The sequence below is a fragment of the Photobacterium angustum genome, assembly GCF_003026365.1.
Lineage (GTDB): Bacteria > Pseudomonadota > Gammaproteobacteria > Enterobacterales > Vibrionaceae > Photobacterium > Photobacterium angustum.
This window is the reverse complement of the sequence record NZ_PYOM01000002.1, coordinates 58,162-80,350: the sequence shown is the minus strand read 5'-3', so window position 1 is coordinate 80,350 and position 22,189 is coordinate 58,162. Positions and strand designations below refer to the sequence as shown.

General features: G+C 37.8%; 19 protein-coding genes. 9 read left to right on the top strand and 10 right to left on the bottom strand.

From position 1 onward, the window contains the following. Positions 1–298 precede the first annotated feature (298 nt). The 8 genes from CTN01_RS02440 to CTN01_RS02405 all read right to left on the bottom strand — a co-directional run bounded on the left by CTN01_RS02440 (position 299) and on the right by CTN01_RS02405 (position 7,673). Positions 299–748 (bottom strand): META domain-containing protein, encoded by a 450-nt coding sequence (locus tag CTN01_RS02440; RefSeq protein WP_045130877.1) that lies wholly within the window; start codon positions 746–748, stop codon positions 299–301. Positions 749–1,123: 375 nt separating this feature from the next. After that, a complete protein-coding gene (locus CTN01_RS02435; protein WP_045150176.1) occupies positions 1,124–2,776 on the bottom strand; it encodes a mechanosensitive ion channel family protein in 1,653 nt (550 codons plus the stop codon). A 244-nt stretch (positions 2,777–3,020) separates the two neighbouring features. Further along, positions 3,021–3,356: a TehB family protein gene (locus CTN01_RS02430; RefSeq protein WP_045084364.1), complete on the bottom strand. Its 336-nt coding sequence runs from the start codon at positions 3,354–3,356 to the stop codon at positions 3,021–3,023. 25 nt (positions 3,357–3,381) lie between these two features. Further along, positions 3,382–4,017: an alternative oxidase gene (locus CTN01_RS02425; protein WP_005368498.1), complete on the bottom strand. Its 636-nt coding sequence runs from the start codon at positions 4,015–4,017 to the stop codon at positions 3,382–3,384. A 176-nt stretch (positions 4,018–4,193) separates the two neighbouring features. Beyond that, complete coding sequence (gene pstB, locus CTN01_RS02420; RefSeq protein ID WP_005368497.1) at positions 4,194–4,943, bottom strand: phosphate ABC transporter ATP-binding protein PstB; 750 nt, start codon at positions 4,941–4,943, stop codon at positions 4,194–4,196. A 16-nt stretch (positions 4,944–4,959) separates the two neighbouring features. Next, positions 4,960–5,847, bottom strand: a complete 888-nt coding sequence (pstA, locus tag CTN01_RS02415; protein WP_045084363.1) for a phosphate ABC transporter permease PstA — start codon at positions 5,845–5,847, stop codon at positions 4,960–4,962. A gap of 5 nt (positions 5,848–5,852) precedes the next feature. Next, positions 5,853–6,764: a phosphate ABC transporter permease subunit PstC gene (pstC, locus tag CTN01_RS02410; protein WP_045130874.1), complete on the bottom strand. Its 912-nt coding sequence runs from the start codon at positions 6,762–6,764 to the stop codon at positions 5,853–5,855. Between the two features lie 87 nt (positions 6,765–6,851). Further along, a complete protein-coding gene (locus CTN01_RS02405; protein ID WP_045130873.1) occupies positions 6,852–7,673 on the bottom strand; it encodes a phosphate ABC transporter substrate-binding protein in 822 nt (273 codons plus the stop codon). Between the two features lie 450 nt (positions 7,674–8,123). Between CTN01_RS02405 and CTN01_RS02400 the strand changes: the two genes are divergently transcribed. From CTN01_RS02400 to CTN01_RS02390, 3 genes are all read left to right on the top strand, one after another. Further along, positions 8,124–9,038 carry a LysR family transcriptional regulator gene (locus tag CTN01_RS02400; RefSeq protein ID WP_005368490.1) on the top strand — a complete coding sequence of 305 codons (915 nt, stop codon included), beginning with the start codon at positions 8,124–8,126 and terminating at the stop codon, positions 9,036–9,038. Between the two features lie 311 nt (positions 9,039–9,349). After that, positions 9,350–10,612 carry a NupC/NupG family nucleoside CNT transporter gene (locus CTN01_RS02395; RefSeq protein WP_045130872.1) on the top strand — a complete coding sequence of 421 codons (1,263 nt, stop codon included), beginning with the start codon at positions 9,350–9,352 and terminating at the stop codon, positions 10,610–10,612. Positions 10,613–10,710: 98 nt separating this feature from the next. After that, the gene (locus tag CTN01_RS02390; protein ID WP_045150175.1) at positions 10,711–10,986 is read left to right on the top strand and encodes a hypothetical protein; all 276 of its coding nucleotides are present in this window, start codon (positions 10,711–10,713) and stop codon (positions 10,984–10,986) included. Between the two features lie 75 nt (positions 10,987–11,061). On the opposite strand, the gene CTN01_RS02385 is transcribed toward CTN01_RS02390, so the two are convergent. After that, a complete protein-coding gene (locus CTN01_RS02385) occupies positions 11,062–13,602 on the bottom strand; it encodes an Ig-like domain-containing protein (RefSeq protein ID WP_045150174.1) in 2,541 nt (846 codons plus the stop codon). 270 nt (positions 13,603–13,872) lie between these two features. On the opposite strand from CTN01_RS02385, the gene CTN01_RS02380 reads away from it, so the two are divergent. The 3 genes from CTN01_RS02380 to CTN01_RS02370 all read left to right on the top strand — a co-directional run bounded on the left by CTN01_RS02380 (position 13,873) and on the right by CTN01_RS02370 (position 16,278). Then, positions 13,873–14,256 carry a DUF805 domain-containing protein gene (locus CTN01_RS02380; RefSeq protein ID WP_005368479.1) on the top strand — a complete coding sequence of 128 codons (384 nt, stop codon included), beginning with the start codon at positions 13,873–13,875 and terminating at the stop codon, positions 14,254–14,256. Positions 14,257–14,442: 186 nt separating this feature from the next. After that, positions 14,443–14,685 carry a hypothetical protein gene (locus tag CTN01_RS02375; RefSeq protein ID WP_005368477.1) on the top strand — a complete coding sequence of 81 codons (243 nt, stop codon included), beginning with the start codon at positions 14,443–14,445 and terminating at the stop codon, positions 14,683–14,685. 417 nt (positions 14,686–15,102) lie between these two features. Beyond that, positions 15,103–16,278, top strand: coding sequence for an amino acid permease (locus CTN01_RS02370; protein WP_045150173.1), 1,176 nt, complete (start codon positions 15,103–15,105; stop codon positions 16,276–16,278). 285 nt (positions 16,279–16,563) lie between these two features. Here CTN01_RS02370 and CTN01_RS02365 read toward each other — a convergent pair whose 3' ends face one another. Next, positions 16,564–17,130 (bottom strand): C40 family peptidase, encoded by a 567-nt coding sequence (locus CTN01_RS02365; RefSeq protein ID WP_045150172.1) that lies wholly within the window; start codon positions 17,128–17,130, stop codon positions 16,564–16,566. Between the two features lie 366 nt (positions 17,131–17,496). On the opposite strand from CTN01_RS02365, the gene CTN01_RS02360 reads away from it, so the two are divergent. The 3 genes from CTN01_RS02360 (at position 17,497) to CTN01_RS02350 (ending at position 22,175) form a co-directional block, all read left to right on the top strand. Continuing rightward, positions 17,497–18,678, top strand: coding sequence for a sugar ABC transporter substrate-binding protein (locus CTN01_RS02360; RefSeq protein ID WP_249033669.1), 1,182 nt, complete (start codon positions 17,497–17,499; stop codon positions 18,676–18,678). Further along, positions 18,675–20,741 carry a GGDEF domain-containing protein gene (locus tag CTN01_RS02355; RefSeq protein ID WP_052666714.1) on the top strand — a complete coding sequence of 689 codons (2,067 nt, stop codon included), beginning with the start codon at positions 18,675–18,677 and terminating at the stop codon, positions 20,739–20,741. The genes CTN01_RS02360 and CTN01_RS02355 overlap by 4 nt, the downstream gene beginning before the upstream one ends. 150 nt (positions 20,742–20,891) lie before the next feature. Then, positions 20,892–22,175, top strand: a complete 1,284-nt coding sequence (locus tag CTN01_RS02350) for a PepSY-associated TM helix domain-containing protein (RefSeq protein WP_045150171.1) — start codon at positions 20,892–20,894, stop codon at positions 22,173–22,175. Positions 22,176–22,189 lie beyond the last annotated feature (14 nt).

Below are 22,189 nucleotides of genomic sequence, written 5' to 3'. Positions count from 1 at the left end.
CCCGTTAAGCGCTGTTGCTAACCAAATTGCTTTAGCTTTGCGTAATGAAGTTGTTGAAGCTACTACGGTGTTAATTAGTTAGGTATTGATATTAATTCCAGTAGAACGATTATGAATAAATTCTGATTATGGTATTTAAAATACGTATCTGGATTGAAACGAAACCAGAACTTAAAAATATGGTCAGTGCAGTAAAAAGAATACGCCGAAAGCTTGGTAAAATAGCGGTGTAAATAAGAAAAGAGATAATTAAAAAGGCAGCTTCAAGGCTGCCTTTCTGTTTTTCTAAAACAAATGCTTATTTAACATCAGCAACTTTTTTCGTGAACGTTAATGTATGCTTTGCATTTGTTAGTGTTAGCGTGTTGCCAGAAATAGCAACTTTGTTCCAGTCTGATAATGACTCAGAGAATGTTTGCTCAACTTTCATTGCATCGTCAGGGCAAAGCATCATCGTCATACCCATTTTTTCAATGCGTAGCTGACCATCTTTAAGTTCAGCTTGACCAAAGTAGCGGTTGCAACCCGCGTTACCGTTAGCTGCAAGATCCGAAGCGAGTTCTAGGCTAGGGGCTTGGAAAGGTGCTTGTAATGTAAGATCTTTGTGATCGATTTGAACTAATTCCCAATTGCCATTGCTGATTTCGTTTGCAGTGACTTTATGTGGCGCTGAGTTCATAACACTGTTACCTGCACAAGCTGTTAGCATCAAAGGAAGTACCAAAACTGATAAAAGACGCTTTTTCATAATAATCATTCCTGAATAAATTCTATTTAAAAAATAGTAAAGCGTGATAAACACATTCTATTTTTAGGTCGGCGTTATTGTACGCCGTTTCATTATGTGAATAACTATAGCTTAAATTACTCTACCAGAGTATTACTTTACATTTTTTTACGTAACCAAATGTAATTCGTTAAGCTAACTACAAGATTATTGAAAGATTTAATTATTCAAAATCTCTCATATTGTAACGTGTTATCGCTGATGAATCATGTTTTAAGAGAGGAGACATGGATATAGCATGGTGGCTATAAAAATGACTTATATTAGCTAGCGCTAAAAGAAGGACAAGGTATTAAAGAGGCGAGCTAATACCTTGCCCTTACTTATTTGGTCTATTTAAGCTTTGTTAGATTCAATTGCTTTTTCAACCATATGCAGATGTACATCTTGTTGCGGGAATGGAATTGAAATACCTTCACGATCAAAGCGCATCTTCACTTCACGTGTGATATCCCAGTAGACGTCCCAATAATCGTCTGTTTTTGCCCAAGGACGAACAACGAAATCAACGGATGAAGAGTTTAGAGTGTGAAGTTTAACTGTTGGTTCAGGGCTTCTAAGCACAGAAGGGTGTTCTGCCACAATTTCATTTAGCACATTTTCTGCTTTTTCAACATCATCGCTATAGCCAATGCCAAAGACCATATCAACACGGCGTACTTTCTCGTGTGTCACATTTTTTATGATATCGCCCCAAATTTTACCATTTGGTATCATTAGCATTTCATTTGTGAATGTTTTAATTGTGGTGTTAACTAGGCTCATATGGCTTACTTTGCCTGTTATTCCGCCAGCTTCAACAAGATCACCGACGTCAAATGGACGGTAAATGAGAAGCATCACGCCTGCGGCAAAGTTTGCGAGGGTATCTTGTAAGGCGAAACCAACAATAATACCAGCAACCCCAAAACCAGTTAGTACCGGAGCAAGATTTAGACCGACTTGAGATAAAGCAATCAACAAACCAATTCCAAATACAATTTTACCTGACATCGAGATAAAAAATTCTTGCATTAGCATCGTCATTTTCAGGTTTTTGGCAGATACAGCCTTTTTCACCATCTTTCTAACAATATTTTTTAATGTTCTAAAAGCAAAGATGATTACAACAAAAATGAATACTTTAAAAATTAGTTGGGGCAAGTTTGCGAGAAGCCAGTCTTTGAAATCTGTTGTCCACCCTGAAGCGATTGACCAAATCACTTTACTATTTAGTAAATCGTTAGTGACGTTACCAGTTTGTTCGAATAAGACCTTCTTAAACTCAGCAGTATCAATGCCAATTTGATCTGCTACATCAATCAGTTGCTCTAGGGTCTCAGTGTCACTTTCTACTAGGCGCTCCGTTAAAACCTGTGTAAGTTGCAGTGAGCCGGTTTCGCCTTCGGTTCCTGATTTTAATTGCTTTTTAGCCAGTTCTAGCGCTTCGCTATCAAAAATAAGTGAAGCTGACATAAACTCTAAGCGATGTTCGACTTTACTCGTCAAATCTTTTACAGCTTGAGGTGAAGGTTCTCCTAATTTTTCTAACCATCGATAATTTTGCCACTCTTGTCTAATTATCATCGTAGAAAAATTTCGTGTTTCTTCCAAAGACTTTAATGCAACGAGTTTATCTGCATCTTTTGCTTTATCGAGTGCGTCCTGATCTATTATAGATTTCTCATCAAGGTACTTATTGGCTCGTTTTACAAAAGTGACTTGCTTATTAACTTGCTCAAGCAGAAGCTTTTTATCTGAGTTTTTCTTGGCAATAAGTGACGCTAAAATGTCACGAACTTCATCATTTTTATTTAAAATCTGTGAACGAACAACATCTTTTGAAGAACCCTTCGCTTTCTCTGATTCGTCGATTAAGGATGATATTTCACTACTTAATTGAAGTAGTTGCTCCACTTGAGGGGGCGCGGTAAGTTTAGGGGCGTCTGCTTTGCTCTCTGCGAAGCTAAGAGAAGATACAAGTAATAATATTAATACCAGAAAGCGCATAATGCGATTAACTCCTACTGGTGTAAACATAATTAAAGAAAAGCCATATATACAATTCAATTAATGTATATTTTTGCTGGCTAGAGAAAATAGGCGCAGATTATATATTAGTTTTAAGACAGAAAGTTAGAAATTTGCAAGTAATCAACAAGAAGAATGGATGGTACAAATAATTTTTTAAGTTGATATGAAAAATAGAAAACCACGACAATTTAGTAACTTGTCGTGGTTTATTGTAACTTTATTATGAACGTTCATTTAAGTTTTGGCGCGCTATCTCACTGTCTTTATCTGCATAGAAATGTACTTGAAATTGAGTGTCAGGCGTCATTAATTCAACTTTATGCCAGTATTGAGGCGGGCTGATGAGTGAGTCATTTGCCTGAATAACAACCTCTTGCTCGATTTCTCCTCGTCTTTCAGTAAAGCCATAAAATTTCAGAGTCCCAGATATAACACTAATTTTTCCGTATACACCTTCACGGGTGTTGTGCTCATGAACTAACATTTTTGGCACAGTGTCACGATTAAATACTGAGGTTGATTTGTAGTTAATAAAGCTATTAGGAATAGATGCCATAAGTTCTCTCCAATATTATTTTTGATTAGGCTTGGTGAGCTGGTAAATCCTTGTTTTGATAACAATCAGCAAAGTTATGATTACGATCGCGATGTTTAGCTTCATCTTCTCTGATTCTTAATACAACATCTCGCAGTTTTGCATCATCATGTAACTCATAGTAGTTAATTGCAATTTGTGGCGCTGCGACATTTTCAAGTTCACCACTATCAATTTTTTCTAAAAATTCGGTATAGCTTTTACAAGCTTCCTCTTCGAAGTAACCCACGACACGGTGCGCAATCTTTGATGAAGTGAGGTAAATAATACTGTATACACAGATGAAAACGGCTTGTCCTAATAAGACGAGAGCACGTTCAACCCAGCTTGGTTTAGCGATATCTAAAAAGATCATTAAGTGCATACGTTCATTATCAGCTTCACTTAATAACTCTTTGATCCAACCCTCATCATCTTTCATTCGGCGAAGAGCTTTTAAATGGTTAAACATACCGGCAACCATACCTGGTACGGCAGCAATGGTTTCTAAAATCACAGCACGTTTAGCGTATTTTTTGCCATAGAAAATATTAAGAGAATACTTGAGAAGCTGTGTGATTTTATACGCTAGGCGCTCAGAAAATTTAGTGGTTTCTCTGTGTGTTAAAGCAAAATCTGACATTGGACTACTCGCTCTTTTTTAAACATGTATTAATAATACATGTTTAAATTATTAAAACAAGTATTTCAAATGCAACATACATAAAAAAGCCTCTTCACAAGGAAGAGGCAAAAGTACCATCGCTATTATTATTCTAAAAAATGCGAAGAGGAAGAACGTTAATTAACTTCTATTAATTAACCAAAATCACCATTTACATAACCACGAGTGCGATCATCTTGAGGGTTAGTAAACAGGTTTTGCGTTTCATCATGTTCAACTAATTCACCCATAAGGAAAAATGCAGTACGGTCGGAGATACGACGTGCTTGCTGCATTGAGTGAGTAACGATAACGATGGTGAAATCTTTCTTCAGCGACTCCATTAAATCTTCAATTTTCTTGGTTGCAATAGGATCAAGTGCGGATGTTGGTTCATCCATCAAAATAACTTCAGGCTTCATTGCGATTGTACGAGCAATACATAAACGTTGCTGCTGACCACCCGATAGACCAAATGCGTGTGATTTCAAACGATCTTTTACTTCGTCCCATAATGCGGCACCACGTAGAGATTGCTCTACAACCTCATCGAGGACTTTTTTATCTTTAACACCTTGAGCACGTAGACCATAAGCAACGTTTTCGTAAATGCTCATTGGGAATGGATTTGGTTTTTGGAATACCATGCCGACTTTAATACGTAGCTGTGCCACATCAATATTTCCATAAACATCTTCGCTATCCATGGTCAGTGAGCCTTTGATGCTTACGCCTTCAATAAGATCATTCATACGGTTAAGGCAACGAAGTAGGGTAGATTTACCACAACCTGATGGACCAATAAGAGCCGTTACCTGACGATTTGGAATAGGTAAGTTAATTTGTTTTAGTGCTTGGTTCTGACCGTAGTAAAGATCTAGGTTTTCAATATTAAATTTATTCATTTTATCTTCCTCAGAATTAGTAAGTCGCAGTGTTGAAACGGCTAGCAATTAGTTTGGTAATTAAGTTAATGATAAGAACAATAACAATAAGAACGGTGGCAGTACCGTATGCCTGATTCCATTCATGAACGGTGTAAAGTTCTTGGGTTAACTTATAAAGGTGCACGGTAAGTGTTCGACCAGAGTCGAAAACACTTTCAGGTATACGTGCAACCATACCTGCGGTCATAAATACCGGTGCGGATTCGCCAATAACACGACCGACACTGAGGATGATAGCAGTTACAATTCCTGGCATTGCACTAGGAAGAATAAGTCGCCAGATGGTGTAGATTTTAGATGCGCCTAAACCATATGAACCTTCACGGTAGGTTTGAGGAACAGCCATTAGTGCTTCTTCTGTAGTTCGAATAATTACAGGCAGAATCAAAATACTGAGTGTTAATGCACCCGATAAAATGGAATAGCCAAAACCCAATACTACAACGAAGAATGTCATACCGAATAAACCATAAATAATTGATGGAATACCGGCGAGTGATTCTGTACAGAATCGAATTACTTTAACTAAACGACTGCCTACTTTTGCGTATTCAGTTAAGTAGATAGCCGTCATAATACCTAATGGTGCAGCAACTGAAATAGAAGCAATAACCATATAGATAGTTGAGACGATCATTGGCCAAATTCCCGACTCTTGACCAATAGTGGTATAGTTTGAGGTAATGAAAGACCAATCAACATGGGCTAGTCCATTACTTAAAATGTACCAAATCACCCAAAGTAAAAAACCAACCGTAACGCCTGCTGATAACCAAATCAGAGATAAGGCTATCTGATCTTTACGTTTTTGTGCTTTTGGATTGGCTTTGGCCAATGCCGATGTATTTGCTGTTAAAGACATAACTTTTACCTCGCACGCTCACGGTTTAAAAACAATAGCGCGCCGTTTAGCATCATGATGAAAACCAGAAGGACAATACCTGTAGCGTACAATGCGCTGGCGTGAATACCGGTTGCGTAAGACATTTCGATTGCAATATTCGCGGTTAACGTACGTGCAGACTCTAGTAGACCTTCAGGCATAGCAGGGGAGTTACCCATCACCATGATAATCGCCATGGTTTCACCTAGAGCACGAGCAACACCTAAGATGACGCCAGTCATGATGCCTGAGCGAGCTGCAGGAACCAGTAGTTTGAAAATGGTGAACATCGAGGATGCCCCCAATGCTAAAGACCCTTCTTTATACGCACGAGGTACAGCGCGAATAGAGGTTTCAGATACCGTAATAACGGTTGGTAAGATCATTACGGCAAGCACGATGATACCCGCCAAAATAGTGTTACCTGCAGGGACATTAAACACTTCTTGAATCAGTGGCACGATAATAACTAAGCCAAAGAAACCATAAACGACAGAAGGAATACCAGCTAGTAGTTCGATCATTGGACGAATTAAATTAGCTAGACGTTTTGGGGCGACTTCTGCAATAAAAATAGCAGTTAAAACACCAATGGGTACACCTAACACGACAGCACCAGCGGTTGAAACCAGTGATGCAACGATCATTGGCGCAATACCGTATAGCGCTGGTGGTAACCAATCAGTACCAAGGACGATACCTGCTACACCAGCTTGCGCAAAGGCTGCATAACCTTCGCGGAAAATAAAGTAGCCAATGGTAATAAGAGATAAAATGCCGATAGCGGCACTTAACATAAATAGATTTTTAAAGAATATTTCTCGCCAATCAATTCGTTTTTTTGATTTTAGCGAAGAAGTGCTCTTTGCTGTTTTTTCAATATTCGCGATGGTCATTACTTACTCCAGAACCAGTACAAAAGTGACCAGTTACTGACAAACAAAAAAACGCTCAGCCCAAATGTGCTGAGCGTAAAATACTAATTAATGTGTAGAGATGAAGCCTTTGTTTTCAACAATTTTCTGTGCGTCAGCTGATTTAATCCAAGATAGGAATTTTAGAGCTTCAGCAGATGGACGACCTTCTTTGTACACAACAAGGAATGGACGCTGAACTGTGTAGTCACCAGATTTGATTGCAGCAACAGATGGTTGATGACCGTCGATAGCTAGCGGTTTAACTGTGTTATCTACTGAACCTAAAGAGATGTAACCAATAGCAAATGGGTTGTTTGCAACTGTTGTCTTCAGCTGACCATTACCACTTGCAACTTGTGCTTTCTGTGAAATAGCTGAAACTTTAACGCCATTGATTTTTTTCTTTAGTTTCATGATGTCTTCAAAAGCACCACGAGTACCTGATGCTGTATCACGTGTAGCAACAACGATTGGCTTATCTTCACCGCCAACTTGTTTCCAGTTTGTTACTTCACCTTTATAGATTTTTGCAACTTGCTCTTTTGTTAGGTCAGAAACCGGGTTGTTGTTATTAACAACAACAGCGATACCGTCACGAGCAATAACAACTTCTTTTACTTCAGGCGCTTCTTCTGATGCTTTAAGCGCACGAGAAGACATACCAAAATCGGCTGAGCCATCGTGTGCAGTACGAATGCCTGCTGATGAACCTGGGCCTTGAACTTCTACTGTTACGTCATTTGCTTTCGCGTAAGTCTCGCCAAAAACTTCCATAAGCGGTGTTACTGAGCTTGAACCTACAACAGAGATAGTTTCACCTGCAATTGCTGCAGTGCTAGCTACCATTGTTCCAGCTAAAGCGATTGCACCGATAATCTTTGTTTTCATTTTCCTAGTCCTTCGTGGTTGCTTATTACTGTAGATTTAAATGAACGTGACAAAGGTTAGGAAAGTTATATGACAGTTATGTTTCAGAACTTTGAACACTCTATGAATGTTGTCATAAATACTTAATAGGGATTGATAAGGGCTTTAATTTAATGCGATTAAAGCGATGGAAGTATTTTATCGCTATTTGGTATCTTATTATTATGAGTTAATTTATATAGTTACAGCTAGTTGTGAGCGATTTTTAACCTGTTTTTGTGCTCAAAAGTTGAATATTACGATGTGTTGTTTTTAATCGCTATTAGATAAAAGCTTATTTATTGAGTGAATTTGAGCTTATATATCAGAGAGTTGTTTGACACTTTATCTATAGTAAAATGAACGGTTGTAGCGGATAGTTAAATTGTAATGACTTCCCAATCAGACTTTTTATGTTAATAAAGGTTATCGATGTTAAAAAAAGCGCAGCAGATGGTGGTGTTTAATGCTCTAACCAAGCAGAAGAGTTTTACAAAGGCTGCTCAATTACTGGAAATTTCGCGTACTCAAGTGAGTAAACTGGTTCAACAATTAGAGGAACGTCTAGGTGTGCAGCTAGTTCAACGTACAACACGTTCTTTTGCGTTAACGGAGTCGGGGCGAATTTTTGCCAAACATTGCGAAGCAGTTGTCGATGAAATTAATGAAGCTGAGAGTGAGCTGTTGATTTTTGGTGATAGTCAGCAAGGATCATTACGAGTGGGTATTGCCCAGTCATTTGCTTCAAATCATGTGGCGCCTTACATCAATGAATTTCATGAACAAAACCCATTAGTTAATCTTGAACTCAGCTTGTTTGATCATCGTGTTGATTTGATCTCAGAGCAATTAGACTTATGGATAGGTTTTATGGATTCTCCTCCTGAAGGTTTTGTTGCTCGCCACTTAACAAATTGTGACTTTGTTCTAGTCGCTAGCCCTGATTATTTAGCAAAGCATGGTGTGCCTTATCATCCTGATGATTTACAACATCACAACTGTATTACGTATTTTAGTCGTGAGCGTAAAGACAATATTTGGAATTTCAGTCTAGGTAATGAAGAACAACATGTGAAGGTAACAGGCAATTATCGAGTGGATTCTGCTGATGCAATACGCGATGCAACCATTTCTGGCAATGGTGTAGGATATTTAGCGACGTATTTATTAAAAGATGAAATCCGCCAAGGGAAATTAATTCGGTTAATGCCGGATTGGCAGTTAACGCAACATATGCCATTGTATGCCGTTTATCCGCGCCATAAGTATTTACCCTCGAAGGTGAATCTTTTTATTGAGTTTATTCGTGAACATATCGAGTTAGGGAATATCTCATGTCAGTTGTAATGAGTCATAAAACTTATTCATACTAGTAAGTCTTTATTTTCACCAATCATATGATGTAAAAAACAGCAGCGTGACGCAAACGGTTAGCTAAACGCTGTTTTAAATGTTTTTGATTGTAAATTATGGGAACAACAGTATCCCATATAGGAACCAATCAAACGCATTTCGTTTGCTTAGTTTGAAAAATAGTCATTTTTCATGTTTTTTGTTTCCTAGTTGTTAATTGCAATAACAATTTGATCCTTGTCACATTTTTATTTCTCAATAGAATCCCCCCGCAATCGTTTACTACTACACATTGGAGAATGACCATGCATTATTTGGTCGGCATCTTAGGCATTATTGTTATTTTTGCCGTTGGTTTTTCATTTTCAGAAAATCGTCGTGCAATTAATTGGCGAAGCGTATTGGGTGCATTTTGTATTCAAGTCGTTTTTGCTGGCTTCATTTTATACATTCCTATTGGTCGTGTAGTTTTAAACAGCATATCAGGTGCCGTGTCCGGTATTCTTGAATATGGCCATGAAGGTACTGAATTCCTGTTCGGTCAGTTAGCACAATTCAAATTAGGTTTCATTTTCGCTGTTAACGTTTTGCCTTCAATTGTGTTTTTCTCTGCGTTAATTTCTGTGCTGTATTACTTAGGCGTCATGAAATGGGTGATCAGTGCGATTGGTGGCATATTACAAAAGCTGCTAGGTACAACACGTACAGAGTCAATGTCTGCAACAGCTAATATTTTTGTCGGTTCAGTTGAAGCGCCTTTAGTTGTACGACCATTTTTGGCTCGAATGACACGTTCAGAATTATTCGCAGTAATGGTTGGCGGTTTAGCTTCTGTTGCTGGTGGTACAATGGTGGGATATGCGGGATTAGGTGTTCAGCTTAAGTACCTAATTGCGGCAAGCTTTATGTCTGCTCCTGCAGGTTTGATGATGGCAAAGTTGCTTGTTCCTCAGACTGAAGGTGTTCACACCATGGAAGAAGAAGACGATGGTGAAGAAGACGAACCGGTTAACATGGTTGATGCAGCTTCTCGTGGTGCGTTAAGTGGCTTACAAATTGCTATGGCAGTCGGCGCAAGTTTACTGGCGGTTATCAGTTTAATCGCGCTTGTGAATGGCGGCTTAGGTCATATTGGTAACTGGTTAGCCTCTGTTGGTCAGTGGTTGGGCTTTAATTGGGATGGTTTACATCATCTAAGCCTTGATATGATTTTTGGTTATCTATTTGCGCCTGTTGCATGGTTAATTGGTGTGCCATGGTCAGAGGCAACAACGGCTGCAAGTTTGATTGGTACTAAAATTGCCGTTAATGAATTTATTGCATTCGCTGATTTAATGAAGCCTGAAACGGTAGCTAAATTAAGCGAGCACTCTCAAGCGATTGTGACCTTTGCATTGTGTGGTTTTGCTAACTTAACTTCTATTGCAATGTTAATGGGCGGTTTAGGTGGTATTGTTCCACAACGTCGTCCTGAGATTGCACGTTTAGGTATGAAAGCTATTTTTGCTGCAACACTTGCAAACTTAATGAGTGCGACATTGGCAGGTTTATTTATCCCTCTTTCATAGTAATATAGAAAGTAGAATAAAATACCAAACAGAGAGCTTAGGCTCTCTGTTTTTGTATATGTGGTTTTTGAACAATAAATATAAGGGAAACGCATATCATGAAATCTGATGTGGATAGGCTTGTAGCAAAACATGCTGAACTCATTCATAGCGATGGATTGAAAGTTCGCTCACATACTCAGCGAGAAGACGGTGAGTGGATCCTGCATACTTTGATGATTGAAGGTTACGATGTTCCATTTAAATTTAAACGAAAGAAAAAATATAAAAGCTTAAATGGCTGTAAAGTGAATATGACGTATTACCCTGAAATGATGGTAGTGGCAGGGTTTGAAGTTGAAACGATGAAAGTGGTTCGAATTAAGCGCTATTAAATTATTTTCCTTATTTCAAAAAAACGCCAAGATGCATAAATAGCAATCTTGGCGTTTGTATATCATAGGTACGGGTTAACGTTGGTTATTCATTTGTTGAAGCTTATCTCCGATAGGACCAGAGAAATTAAAGCCATCATGAACATCCCAGTTAATCGACCAAGTCATGACACCACCAAAGTTTGGATACAGTTTAGTCGGAACAACAGAGCCACAACTACTGCCTTTGGTTACACAATCTAGTGCATCAATAATATTTTGTGTTGGTGCTTGTCCAGAGTTCGCGGAACTTGGTCCTGACGGCAAGCCAATCGCAACTTGATCATCGCGAAGTGGTGCAAATTGACTACCATCTGCCAGTTCAAACCCTTCAACTAACATTTTGACTGAAGCCACCATCATATCAATCGATCCTTCAGGGGCTACTCCTGAAGTATATGGATTTGCTAAACCACCGTTGTTATATAGTTGTACATGCAGCAGATTTAGCATGTCACGTAACTCATTTATCATCGGGATGTAAGCGCCCCAAATTCCTGAGTAAGCAATCATGCCGCCTTGAACATAAGGGTGTTCAGGTGCCATGGTTATATACATATCACCACCAATGTTGGCTTCGATTTGTTTTAACGCAACAGGCAGACGAGCTTGGATCTCTGTACCATGAAGTAAGTTCGACCCACTTTCTAAGTCAATATCTAGCCCGTCAAATCCCCATTCATTTATAATATCAGTCAAGCTTGAAACAAAGTTTGCTTGGTCTGCATCGTTATTTAAAGTGATAGTACCTTCAGCACCACCAAGCGAAAGAACGATGATTTTACCTTGTGCGCGTAATTCACGAACATCATCTTTAAATTGTTGTGGATCAAGCGGTTCACAGCTACTGCGAATGTCACCGTTGTATAAATTAAAGTGAACAGTACCGTCGCTGTTTCGGTCATTATCAGCAAATGCGATATCGATAATATCCCAAGCTGGCGAAATATCACGAAGACGTATTGGACAGCCAGAGCCATTAACGAAGTTGTGCCAATAGCCAATTAAGTTATGTTGAGCTTCAATCGGTTCTTGTACTTTTACACTGGCTGCGGTTGATAGTGCCGTTTCACCGTTCCCATTCGTAGCGATGGCTGTGACAGTGTAATTACCTGCAGATTGCGCCGTCCAAGAAGTGCTATAAGGCGCAGTCTTATCAGTTGCAACAACATTGCCGTTAATAATGAAATCAACTTGTCGAATATCACTGGTTAGTGCCGTCGCTGTTGCTGAAAGGGTGAGTGCTTTTCCTAGTGTAACAACAGAACCACTACTTGGAGACGTTAAGCTCGTAACAAGAGCCTGATCGCTTACAGTAACCGTAGCGCTTGCTTCATTCGTGTTCGCTTCATTATCAATGGCAACGACTTTAATTGTGGTATTACCTAAGTCTGATGCTAACCACTGTGTGCTATAAGGGGCTATAAGATCGGTGTCAATAAGTTGTTCGTTAGCATAAAAACTGACTTGCTCTATAGCACCATCGGCATCAGTAGCATCAGCATCAATCGTTAAGGTAGTTCCTGCTAATACTGTTTGTTGAGCATTAAGAGAAGTGATCTTAACGTCAGGGGCAATGGCGCAAATACCTAAATCTGTCCATGCATCAGTCCAATGCTGTCCCTCACCTGGCTTATAAGCCCAATCAGATGATGATGAACACCAACCTGCGACGTCACAACGGTATTTATGATTATAACTCTCGACTAAATCGCCAGTTAGATAATCAGTACCAGATGTAAAGATTGGAATATCACCACAACCACCACCAACAATAACGTTATCAACAGTGAGAGTTATCGCACTTGATGTGGTTGTACTATTTTCATTGTCTGTTGCTTTGGCTGTAATTTGATGATTACCAGCCGTTGATGTCCATTGCGCTGTGAACGGGGCAGAAGAACTTGTTGCGATTAGTTGGTTATCAACAAAGAACTCTACCTGAGTGACTGAGCCATCTTTATCTTCGGCATCGGCTGTTATCGTTACTGTATCGCCTTCAAAGATAGTGGTATCTGATGTTGGTGAACTAATTGCAATACTTGGCGCAAGGTTTTCACTCGCTGAAATGACACTAATATTTACAACATCTGTTTTAGTAGCATTTTCATTATCCGTTGCTGTGGCAGTAATGGTGTAGTTGCCAAGCTCCGTTGTCCAATTAATTTGGTATGGGGCTGTATCGACAACTGCAATAGATTGTTGGTTTATGAAAAACTCAACATGTTGAATAGAACCATCTTTATCACTTGCGTTAGCAGCCAACGTAATATCTGTTTGCGCGGTTAATTGTGCATTATTAAGCGGTGAGATCAGTGTTACGGATGGATCTTGATTCCCACTGCTCATGCAGCTATCAACGAATGTCCATTCTTGCCAAGGCCCAGAGTGGCTCGATGGCTGATTGCCTTGAGACCACCAATTTGCATTATATATGTTATTGTCTTGTTGGACTTGGCTACCGCCATTGTAGGCTATATCTGCTTGCCATTCGGCGATATTAGAACAATCTGCCGCATAAGCATGCGATGTGCTAAAGGCGACGGCTAACGCACAGGTAAGAAGTGTCTTTTGCATTGTCTATCCCTATTGCAGTTAAAATTCCTCGAAAGTGAGTAAAATAATAATGCGAGAGAAAGTGAATAAATGTTAAAAACAAGGTGCTTATTTTCTAGGCTTTATTAAGTCACTCACAGTGTAAATAGAATACAAAGTGAATGTCATTTTTATTTTTGAGCGGCCTCACAACAAAGAGATAGTTAAAATCGCTTGGCTATAGTTATGAAAAGGAATACATTTTGTCTAAGAGGCTTATTAGCTTAGAAATATCGGACTAAAGGAAGAAAAATGGATTGGTATCTTGCAGTTTTAAAAAAATATGCGCAGTTTAATGGTCGTTCACGCCGTAAAGAGTTTTGGTTTTTTACACTTTTTAGCGCTTTGATCAGTATGGCACTAGGGTTTGCTGATAGCGTTTTAGGTTTACCAACCATTGGGGATGGCTACGGAGTATTAGCAGCGTTATATTCACTGTTTATTGTTATCCCTAATATTGCCGTGATTGTCCGTCGTTTGCATGATCAAGATCGTACCGGTTGGTGGGCGCTGATCATGTTTGTCCCGATTGTTGGTATATTAGTGTTGATCTATTTCATGGTACAAGACAGTAAGCCAGGTGATAACCGATTTGGTCCAAATCCAAAGCAAAATGAAGGTTCATTCACGGTGTAAATACCAAATAATCATCATATTTAACATAAAGCTCAGACAAAAGTTCTGGGCTTTTTTGTGTGTGAAATTTAAGCAGCTAATTAAAAAAAGTATAAATTGTTAAACGTGCCCTTGCATATCTAAGTGCGTTTGGTAAAAAGAAATGAGCGAATATGGAAAGCGCGGTTATTTTTGTAGGAGGCAACGATGCTTATTGCTGATAAATTATTAAGTAAAGCAATTCAAGAGCAAGTAAAGCGTGAAGGTGCTTTGAACGCCTTAGAAACCGTATATTCAAAAGCGCGTTATGCACACTTTAAGCGTGTAAAATGGGGCTCTCAGTTCTTTGATGGAATTCAGTTTGGCGATGGTAGCTTAATTGCTGTAAAACCAGGTTCATTTAACTGCTTAACCCTCGTTAGTCTTGCTTCAGAAAAGCACATGGGGTGAATAAACCATTACTCTGAGTATTAATCTCGTTAAAGCATTCCATAAGCCTTTAGTTAATAAGCACTGAAGGCTTATATAAGCAGATTGCTGGTCTGAGGATATAATCTATTATTTCATTCTTTAGAAATGTGTTTTAGTATGGCAACAGATGAGCGATGTTCGTTTTGACCGAAATGAAACATCATGACCACTCATCATTATTAATATCGTTTTTGGAGTACGATTAATGTTGTGTAACTTTTCTATTCATCAAGCTCAGCGACAATGCTCGTTGGCTGTCTTTTCGAACCTATCTTTATATTCATCTCGATTTAGTCACGGCTATTAATTAGCCACCAATCTAAAGATTAAAATCATTTGATAATGAGCAGCCATAAGCTGAGGCTTTGTGTTGCATATATAAAGTAAGGGTATTGTGTGAATTTAAAATTAATAGGTAGCTCGCTAATTATTGCGGGTACGGCACTTGGTGCAGGAATGCTCGCTATTCCAATGGCATTGGCTCAGTTTGGCTTATTGTCAGGCACTATTTTAATGTTGATTATTTGGAGCGGTACTACGTATTCAGCATTATTATTACTTGAAGCCAGTATTAAAGTTCGCGGTGGTTTAGGTATGAATACTATCGCGAAGCAATCATTAGGAAAGGGTGGACAGTTAATCACTAATGGATTGTTATACGCACTATTAATCTGTTTATTAATGGCTTACATCATTGGTGCCGGTGACTTAGTCCATAAAATGGTGCTGAATTTAGGTTTAGATATCTCGTTAGTTCAAAGTCAAATCCTGTTTGCTGTTATTGCTGGTGGTATTGTCGCTGCTGGTACGGGTGTGATTGACAAGCTTAATCGTGTGTTATTTCTATTAATGTTAGCAGTGCTTATTATCACGCTCTTTGCCTTAGTGCCAAATATGTCACTAGCACACTTTTTAACTGCAACAAATGACAGTAGTATTGATCTAATCAAAACCAGTGCTGTGTTATTTACCAGTTTTGGTTTTTTTCCTGTTATTCCATCATTAGTGTCTTATAACGACAAAGCGACACATGCGCAATTACGCAATATGGTCTTAGTGGGTTCTCTCATTCCATTAGTGTGTTACTTACTTTGGCTTTACGCTGTTGTGGGAAGTTTATCGTACGAGCAATTAACACAGTTCAATAATGTTTCCGAGTTAATTAATGTGCTGGCAACTCGTTTTGAAGGAATACATGTCATTCTTTCATTATTTACAGGGCTCGCATTGCTGACTTCATTCTTTGGTGTGGCTCTTTCATTATTTGACCAAAACATTGATTTGTTTAAACAAAATCGTGCGGTGACGTATGTTTTAACCTTTATTCTTCCATTATTTGGCGCCATATTTGCTGCAGATAAATTTTTAGCAGTATTAAGTTATGCAGGCTTAATTATGGTGTTTATTGCAGTGTTTATACCTATGATGATGGCTCTTAACTTAAGAAAAGCAGAGGGTAAAACACAAACAGCAATAAGTAATGATGCATATTACGAAGTTGGAGGTGGGCAAATTGCAATGATGGTTTGTTTTGGCTTTGGTTTGTTCTTGATTGGAGCGCAAGTTATTTAAACTAAGCGTGATTGAAAAGTTTGGGGCTGATAGATTGACCGATCTATCAGCCCCTTATTCTAGGTATGTATTAAGTGACCGACTTAGGCATACCAAACAGAGAATGACTATTGGAGTGCGATAAACGTATCGCTAGCAAACACTGTTATTTTTCTAAATAATACAAAGTTTCTGGTAGTAGGGCTAGATGATGAGAATTTTAGGAAATCTTACAGTGTAAAGAAATGATTACAGATAAAAGGAGCATGGTACTCCTCTTATCGCTAAATTGCTCGATTATCTGCGCTACATTTTGATCACTGTTAAGTAACGCTTTGGATAACCACTTTTATAATAGTCGGTTTCAGTCACACCAAAATGCTTTTTAGATGAAGAGCTATGAACAAATTTCAATGTGTTTTTACCCACTTCAGTAATAATACCTGCATGACCTGGTTTACGAATTTTCGGATTTGTTCCTGTGAAAACAATGAGATCGCCTACTTTGGCATGTTTTAGCGATACTTTTTTATCATAAAGATTAGGGTAAGCTGCTGTTGTACGAGGTATTGAAATATCGTACTTGTTATAAACATATTTAATGAAACCTGAGCAATCAAAACCTTTAGGTGTTGTCCCACCCCACACATACTTTGTACCAAGATACTTACGTGCGAAGTTGATCATGTCTTGCTCTTTTTTTAACTCAGTTTTTGATATAGGGGTAACCAATGGTTTAACAACTGTTTTAGCTACCACAGGTTGTTTTGATAGCGTTGCGGGCTGCGGTGATGCATTTACCGTTGATTCACAAGCAGTAAGAAAAACAAGGGAACAGGTGATAAGTGCTAATGAGGATTTAGGTAATGTCATAACTCTATGTGCGCTTGCAGTTAAAAAAGATAAAGATAGGTCATCATAACGGTTAGATGAAAGATGTGTTAATTTTTTACTTGAATTACTTCACATTAGGGTGATTAAGTCATCGGTAGCTAACAAAAGAGTAATAAATTAATAATGTAACATGTTGTATTACCAGTAAATATTAGTATCTTCAGGGGTAAATCGAAATACATAACCTGTTATATAGCTATAAGTTATAGATATATCACTTAGGTTTTGCTTGGTGAGTATTTGATTCTTTTTTGGAATGATTTATTATACCGTCAATATCGATAGGTGTGTATTATATTTATAATATTGTTCGCTTTTTATCGATATCCTCAAAAGGTATTTAGCGTGGTTATATTAAGAAGTGTAGTATTGTTTCTGATGATGTTTCTTTCTTTATCTGCAAAAGCTGAAGAGAGATTAACGCTTTGGTATTCGCATCAAGATAATAGTTTTATTGAATTATTGGTAAGTGAATTTCAAAAAGAAAATAATATAAATATTTCTCTTGTCCAATTTGATCCTGAGAAGATAAAAGCTGAAATTTTACTGGGCGCACAATATGGCGGTTTACCTGATCTTGTCATTTTTCCCTCTGATTTTATTGGCTTACATAGTTTAATGAAACTGTCGAGTATTCCTAAAGGTTGGTTATCACCAGAGCTTTCTCAAAAAGCGATGATGACAGCGTATGTAGATGATAAATTTTGGGGAGTTCCTGTTATTCAAGGGAATAACCTATTGTTATATTATAATAAAAAGCTAGTTTCTCAGCCTGTGAGTAGTTGGCATGACATTATTGATACCAAGCAAAAGTGGCTTGATAAAAATATTTTACCTATTGGGTGGAATTACCTTGATATGTATTACTTTATACCATTTTTGTCAGCATTTAATGGTTGGCCAATTATTGATGGTGAAATATCACTTAATACACCAGAAATGGTTAAGGCCTTAAAATATTATCGTTATTTATCAGAGCAAAAAATTGTAAACCCTGAATGTAATTATACTTGTTCACAAAGTGATTTTATTCAAGGTAAAGAGGCGTATGCGATTAATGGTGATTGGGCATATCAAGATTTAAAGAAGGCAATGGGCGATGCTTTAGGCGTAGCTTTATTACCTACTGTTGATGGTAATGTAATGCACCCAATGAGTAGTACATTTGTTCTGTCATTACCTAATTACAACCGCCACGCGGCACATAAAAAAGCCTTAATTAAAAAGTTTGCTAAGTTTATTCAACGCTCAAGCATTCAAAAATTGGTCTATAAAGAGACACGTTTATTACCTACTTCAGATAAATTATTGAATCGCTATCAGCAGCAAGCTACAGGTGACGAGCAAATATTGTTTAAGCAATTTGAATTATCTAAACCAATGCCATCAACAATAAAAATGTCGATAGCATGGCAAGCGATGGCTATTGGCTTTAAGCGTTATGAAGATGGTCTATCGGCAGAAAAAACGGCTGAATTTATGCAACATATCGCTATTCAGCAATGGAAGCGGTTGAGTAAAAAATGAAACTAAAATTAAAGTCATCACTGGCGCTATTAATGGTTTTCGTTGCGGTTTTACCTGCATCAATTATTGGTGGATTATTAATAAAGCAGCAAACAGAAGTCGAAACTAATTACCGAATTGATCTAATAGACCGTTTATCTACAACGTTAGCGCAAGAGTTTAACTACCGTTTTTATCTATTATCTACTGCGCTAGATGTGTTATCACGAGATAGGTTGTTAGTGCAGGGGATTGATGATTTTTTTCTGACTAGCCATGTCGATGCCACATTAGCAAATTTAGTTGATAACACACCATTAGTACAAGCGGCTTATTTGGTTGATGCTAAGTGGGATGAAGTAGAAAATTATAATGGTATTAATGGGATAAAATCATTCTCAAGTTTGAAAACCTTATTGAGTGAGAGTGTTGGTACGAGTAAAAGTACTGGCAATCAATGGGTGTTTAATTATGCTGATGAATATTTGATGCCTGATAAATTTAATCCTAGTCACAAAGGCGTCGCAATTGGTGTACCTATATATCAGTCAACGCTGACGGAAGGACTAAAGCGTAAACCGTTAGGTTATTTAATTGTTATAGTGCCAGTGGAAAATATTGTTAAGGTTCTTCGCCCCTATTTGAAAGATGGCGAGCACGTTATTTTTCATCATAATGGTATGGATAATATTGCGGTTTATAAAGGGGAACCTGATCCCTTAATGCCGACGGTATCAAAAACGGCTGAAGTGACGATAGATAATAAATACATCGCAGAGCCAATGTCTTATGAAGCACAAGTCTTCATGAATAAATATTTGGGAGAGAACCCCTTTACTAACTCTTTAAAGATTTTAACTATTGTCGCTATTATTGTAATTATGTTTACATTATTAACTGCGACAATATCGTATCGTTGGTTTGCAAAACCTTTAACTTATCTAATGGACAGTGTAAGAGGTTGTCTAGGTGGCAATTATAATATATTAGATAAAGACTTAAGATTTTCTGAATTAATAATGGTGAATGATCTCATTCAGAAAATGTCGACCACAATAAAAGCCCAACTTAGTGACTTAGAAGATAAAAATGTAAAGTTGATGACTTTTAATGATCAACTAGAGCAGAAAGTACATGAAAAGACGTTAGAGTTAACTCATTCATTACAGCGCGAAGAAAAACGTCGAACCATGCTTCAGTCACTGTTGTCATTTAGTAATAAATTACAACATGGTGATATTCACTCAACTGTGATGACGCAGTTAGTGAGCCTTTATCCTTATTCAGGGTGGGGGATGCAGTTATTTATAAACCAAAATACAAATTGGGTTAGTGAAGGCTTGTCTAACATTAATTTAGATAGTATTGATGCAGATGCGCATTGCAGTGATTACTTTCGTATTAATACTAACGATAAAGTGCTTCAATGTTTCAAGATTGTCGATACACATAGTGTGTTATTGGGGGTCATTGTGATGGAGCACCCTAATATTGCTCGAGACGACTATGAAATTATTTCATTATTTATTCGTCAATTATCTGCTGAACTTGAAGGTCGATTGCTTAATGAAGAATTGGAACGAAGCGCAATTACAGACCCATTAACGGGCCTAAGTAATCGCAAATCGTTTGATGTTGATCTTGATGAGTGGATAAAAATTTCACATCGCTATCCAGAACAATACTTTGGTTTGTTTATGATCGATGTGAATGGCTTAAAGCAAGCTAATGATGAATATGGACATCATATGGGTGATCAGTTGTTAATCGAAACAGGTAGGCTTATTCAAAGTGTTTGTCGTAGTACCGACAAGGTATATCGTCTCGGTGGAGATGAATATGCGATTATTATCAAAGGTGGTGATAATAAAGGCTGTGATAAGTTGAAGTTACGTTTACAACAACTACTTATAGATGAGAATTATGCAAGCCAATCTTCAGGAGAGAAAGTGGCTATTCACTTTGCTATGGGCTGTGCTAGTACTGAAAATATTGATGCACGTGCGCTTTATCAAGTAGCAGACAAAGCAATGTATTTAGATAAAAAAGCATATTACGAACAAATTGGTAAAACGCCAAGATAGCTTTAGATCACTCTCTTAATGAAAAGCCATAGTATAGCTATGGCTTTTTATCGTACTAAAATCAAAAATAAAAGTTTAGGGATAAAAGACCTTAGTAGATAACTGTTAAACTTTGTAGCACGGATTTAGCAACCAACATGGAATGGTTATATGATACATGCACAAAGTATTCACAGTTGGTTATGGCGATGGCATATTATCGCTGGGGTTATATCGTTACCCTTTATTTTTTTATTATCAATTACAGGTGCCGTTTATTTATTTAAAATGGACTATGAGCAAAAAACTTATAGTAAATTCACGGATATCCCAGTTCTTTCTTCCTCACTTTCTTACCAACAGCAATATTCAATTGCCAAACAGGCCGCACTGAAAAATAACGTTCCAATTCCTAATAAATTCTTAGTGCCTAATGATCCGAATAAAGCGACAAAATTTATTGCTGGACGCTTTTCATCTGAAAGTTATATTTTCGTCGATCGCTACAGCGGTGAAGTTACCGGATTTTATGCGAGAAAAGATGCATTAATGCAAAAAGTTCGTAAGCTTCATGGTGAATTACTCATTGGGAAAAGTGGTAGTTGGATCACTGAGTTAATTGCCAGTTGGTTAGTCGTATTGATTATGACGGGGCTGTATTTATTTTTTCCTCGTTCGATATCAAGTATTAAGTCGTTATTTACTGTCAGAACAAAGTATGGAAGGCGTATATTTTACCGTGATCTTCATGCTGTAAGTGGATTTTGGCTTTCAATGGCATTGTTACTTGTTTTAGCGGGTGGTTTGCCATGGACAGAGTTGTTCGGTAGTAATTATAAATCGCTACGTGATACAACAGGTACGGGTTACCCAGAAGGGTATAACGGTAAAGGGCTTAAATCGATTAAGCAACAAGGCGTTAATCCTCGAACGCTTGATGATGTTGTATTACAGGCGCAACATAAAAAGTTAGCTGGTACAGTAACGATTTCTATACCGACTAAACCCAGCGGTATATTCACTATTAGCAATAGAGCAAAAGATATACACCAACAACAGAAGATCCATGTTGATCAATATAGTGGTAAAACAATTACCGAATATTCTTGGGGTGAGGTGGGTATTCTTAGTCATGGTCGGCAAATTGTAATGCGTATTCATCAAGGTGAATTATTTGGTCAAGCCAATTGGTTCTTTATGTTAGGCATTAGTGTGATGACTGCAATATTAAGCCTAAGTGCTTTAGTTTCATATTGTCTGCGTAAGCCGAAAAAGAGTTTAGGTTTACCTAAAGTGGCAGAAGATAAAAACATAGGACTTTTACTATGGGGAGCAATAGTATTACTTGCTGTTGTGTTACCAATGTTTGGTATCAGTCTATTGGTTATTTTGGCTATATCTTTAATTACAAGAGTAGTTAAAAAAAGAAGGAAGCTAATAGCAGAAACTTCATAAAATAAAGCCACAAC

Coding starts and splice junctions, on each gene's coding strand:
- CTN01_RS02440 (WP_045130877.1), bottom strand. CDS start 748: ATGAAAAAGCGTCTTTTATCAGTTTTGGTACTTCCTTTGATGCTAACA.
- CTN01_RS02435 (WP_045150176.1), bottom strand. CDS start 2,776: ATGCGCTTTCTGGTATTAATATTATTACTTGTATCTTCTCTTAGCTTC.
- CTN01_RS02430 (WP_045084364.1), bottom strand. CDS start 3,356: ATGGCATCTATTCCTAATAGCTTTATTAACTACAAATCAACCTCAGTA.
- CTN01_RS02425 (WP_005368498.1), bottom strand. CDS start 4,017: ATGTCAGATTTTGCTTTAACACACAGAGAAACCACTAAATTTTCTGAG.
- pstB (WP_005368497.1), bottom strand. CDS start 4,943: ATGAATAAATTTAATATTGAAAACCTAGATCTTTACTACGGTCAGAAC.
- pstA (WP_045084363.1), bottom strand. CDS start 5,847: ATGTCTTTAACAGCAAATACATCGGCATTGGCCAAAGCCAATCCAAAA.
- pstC (WP_045130874.1), bottom strand. CDS start 6,764: ATGACCATCGCGAATATTGAAAAAACAGCAAAGAGCACTTCTTCGCTA.
- CTN01_RS02405 (WP_045130873.1), bottom strand. CDS start 7,673: ATGAAAACAAAGATTATCGGTGCAATCGCTTTAGCTGGAACAATGGTA.
- CTN01_RS02400 (WP_005368490.1), top strand. CDS start 8,124: ATGTTAAAAAAAGCGCAGCAGATGGTGGTGTTTAATGCTCTAACCAAG.
- CTN01_RS02395 (WP_045130872.1), top strand. CDS start 9,350: ATGCATTATTTGGTCGGCATCTTAGGCATTATTGTTATTTTTGCCGTT.
- CTN01_RS02390 (WP_045150175.1), top strand. CDS start 10,711: ATGAAATCTGATGTGGATAGGCTTGTAGCAAAACATGCTGAACTCATT.
- CTN01_RS02385 (WP_045150174.1), bottom strand. CDS start 13,602: ATGCAAAAGACACTTCTTACCTGTGCGTTAGCCGTCGCCTTTAGCACA.
- CTN01_RS02380 (WP_005368479.1), top strand. CDS start 13,873: ATGGATTGGTATCTTGCAGTTTTAAAAAAATATGCGCAGTTTAATGGT.
- CTN01_RS02375 (WP_005368477.1), top strand. CDS start 14,443: ATGCTTATTGCTGATAAATTATTAAGTAAAGCAATTCAAGAGCAAGTA.
- CTN01_RS02365 (WP_045150172.1), bottom strand. CDS start 17,130: ATGACATTACCTAAATCCTCATTAGCACTTATCACCTGTTCCCTTGTT.
- CTN01_RS02355 (WP_052666714.1), top strand. CDS start 18,675: ATGAAACTAAAATTAAAGTCATCACTGGCGCTATTAATGGTTTTCGTT.
- CTN01_RS02350 (WP_045150171.1), top strand. CDS start 20,892: ATGATACATGCACAAAGTATTCACAGTTGGTTATGGCGATGGCATATT.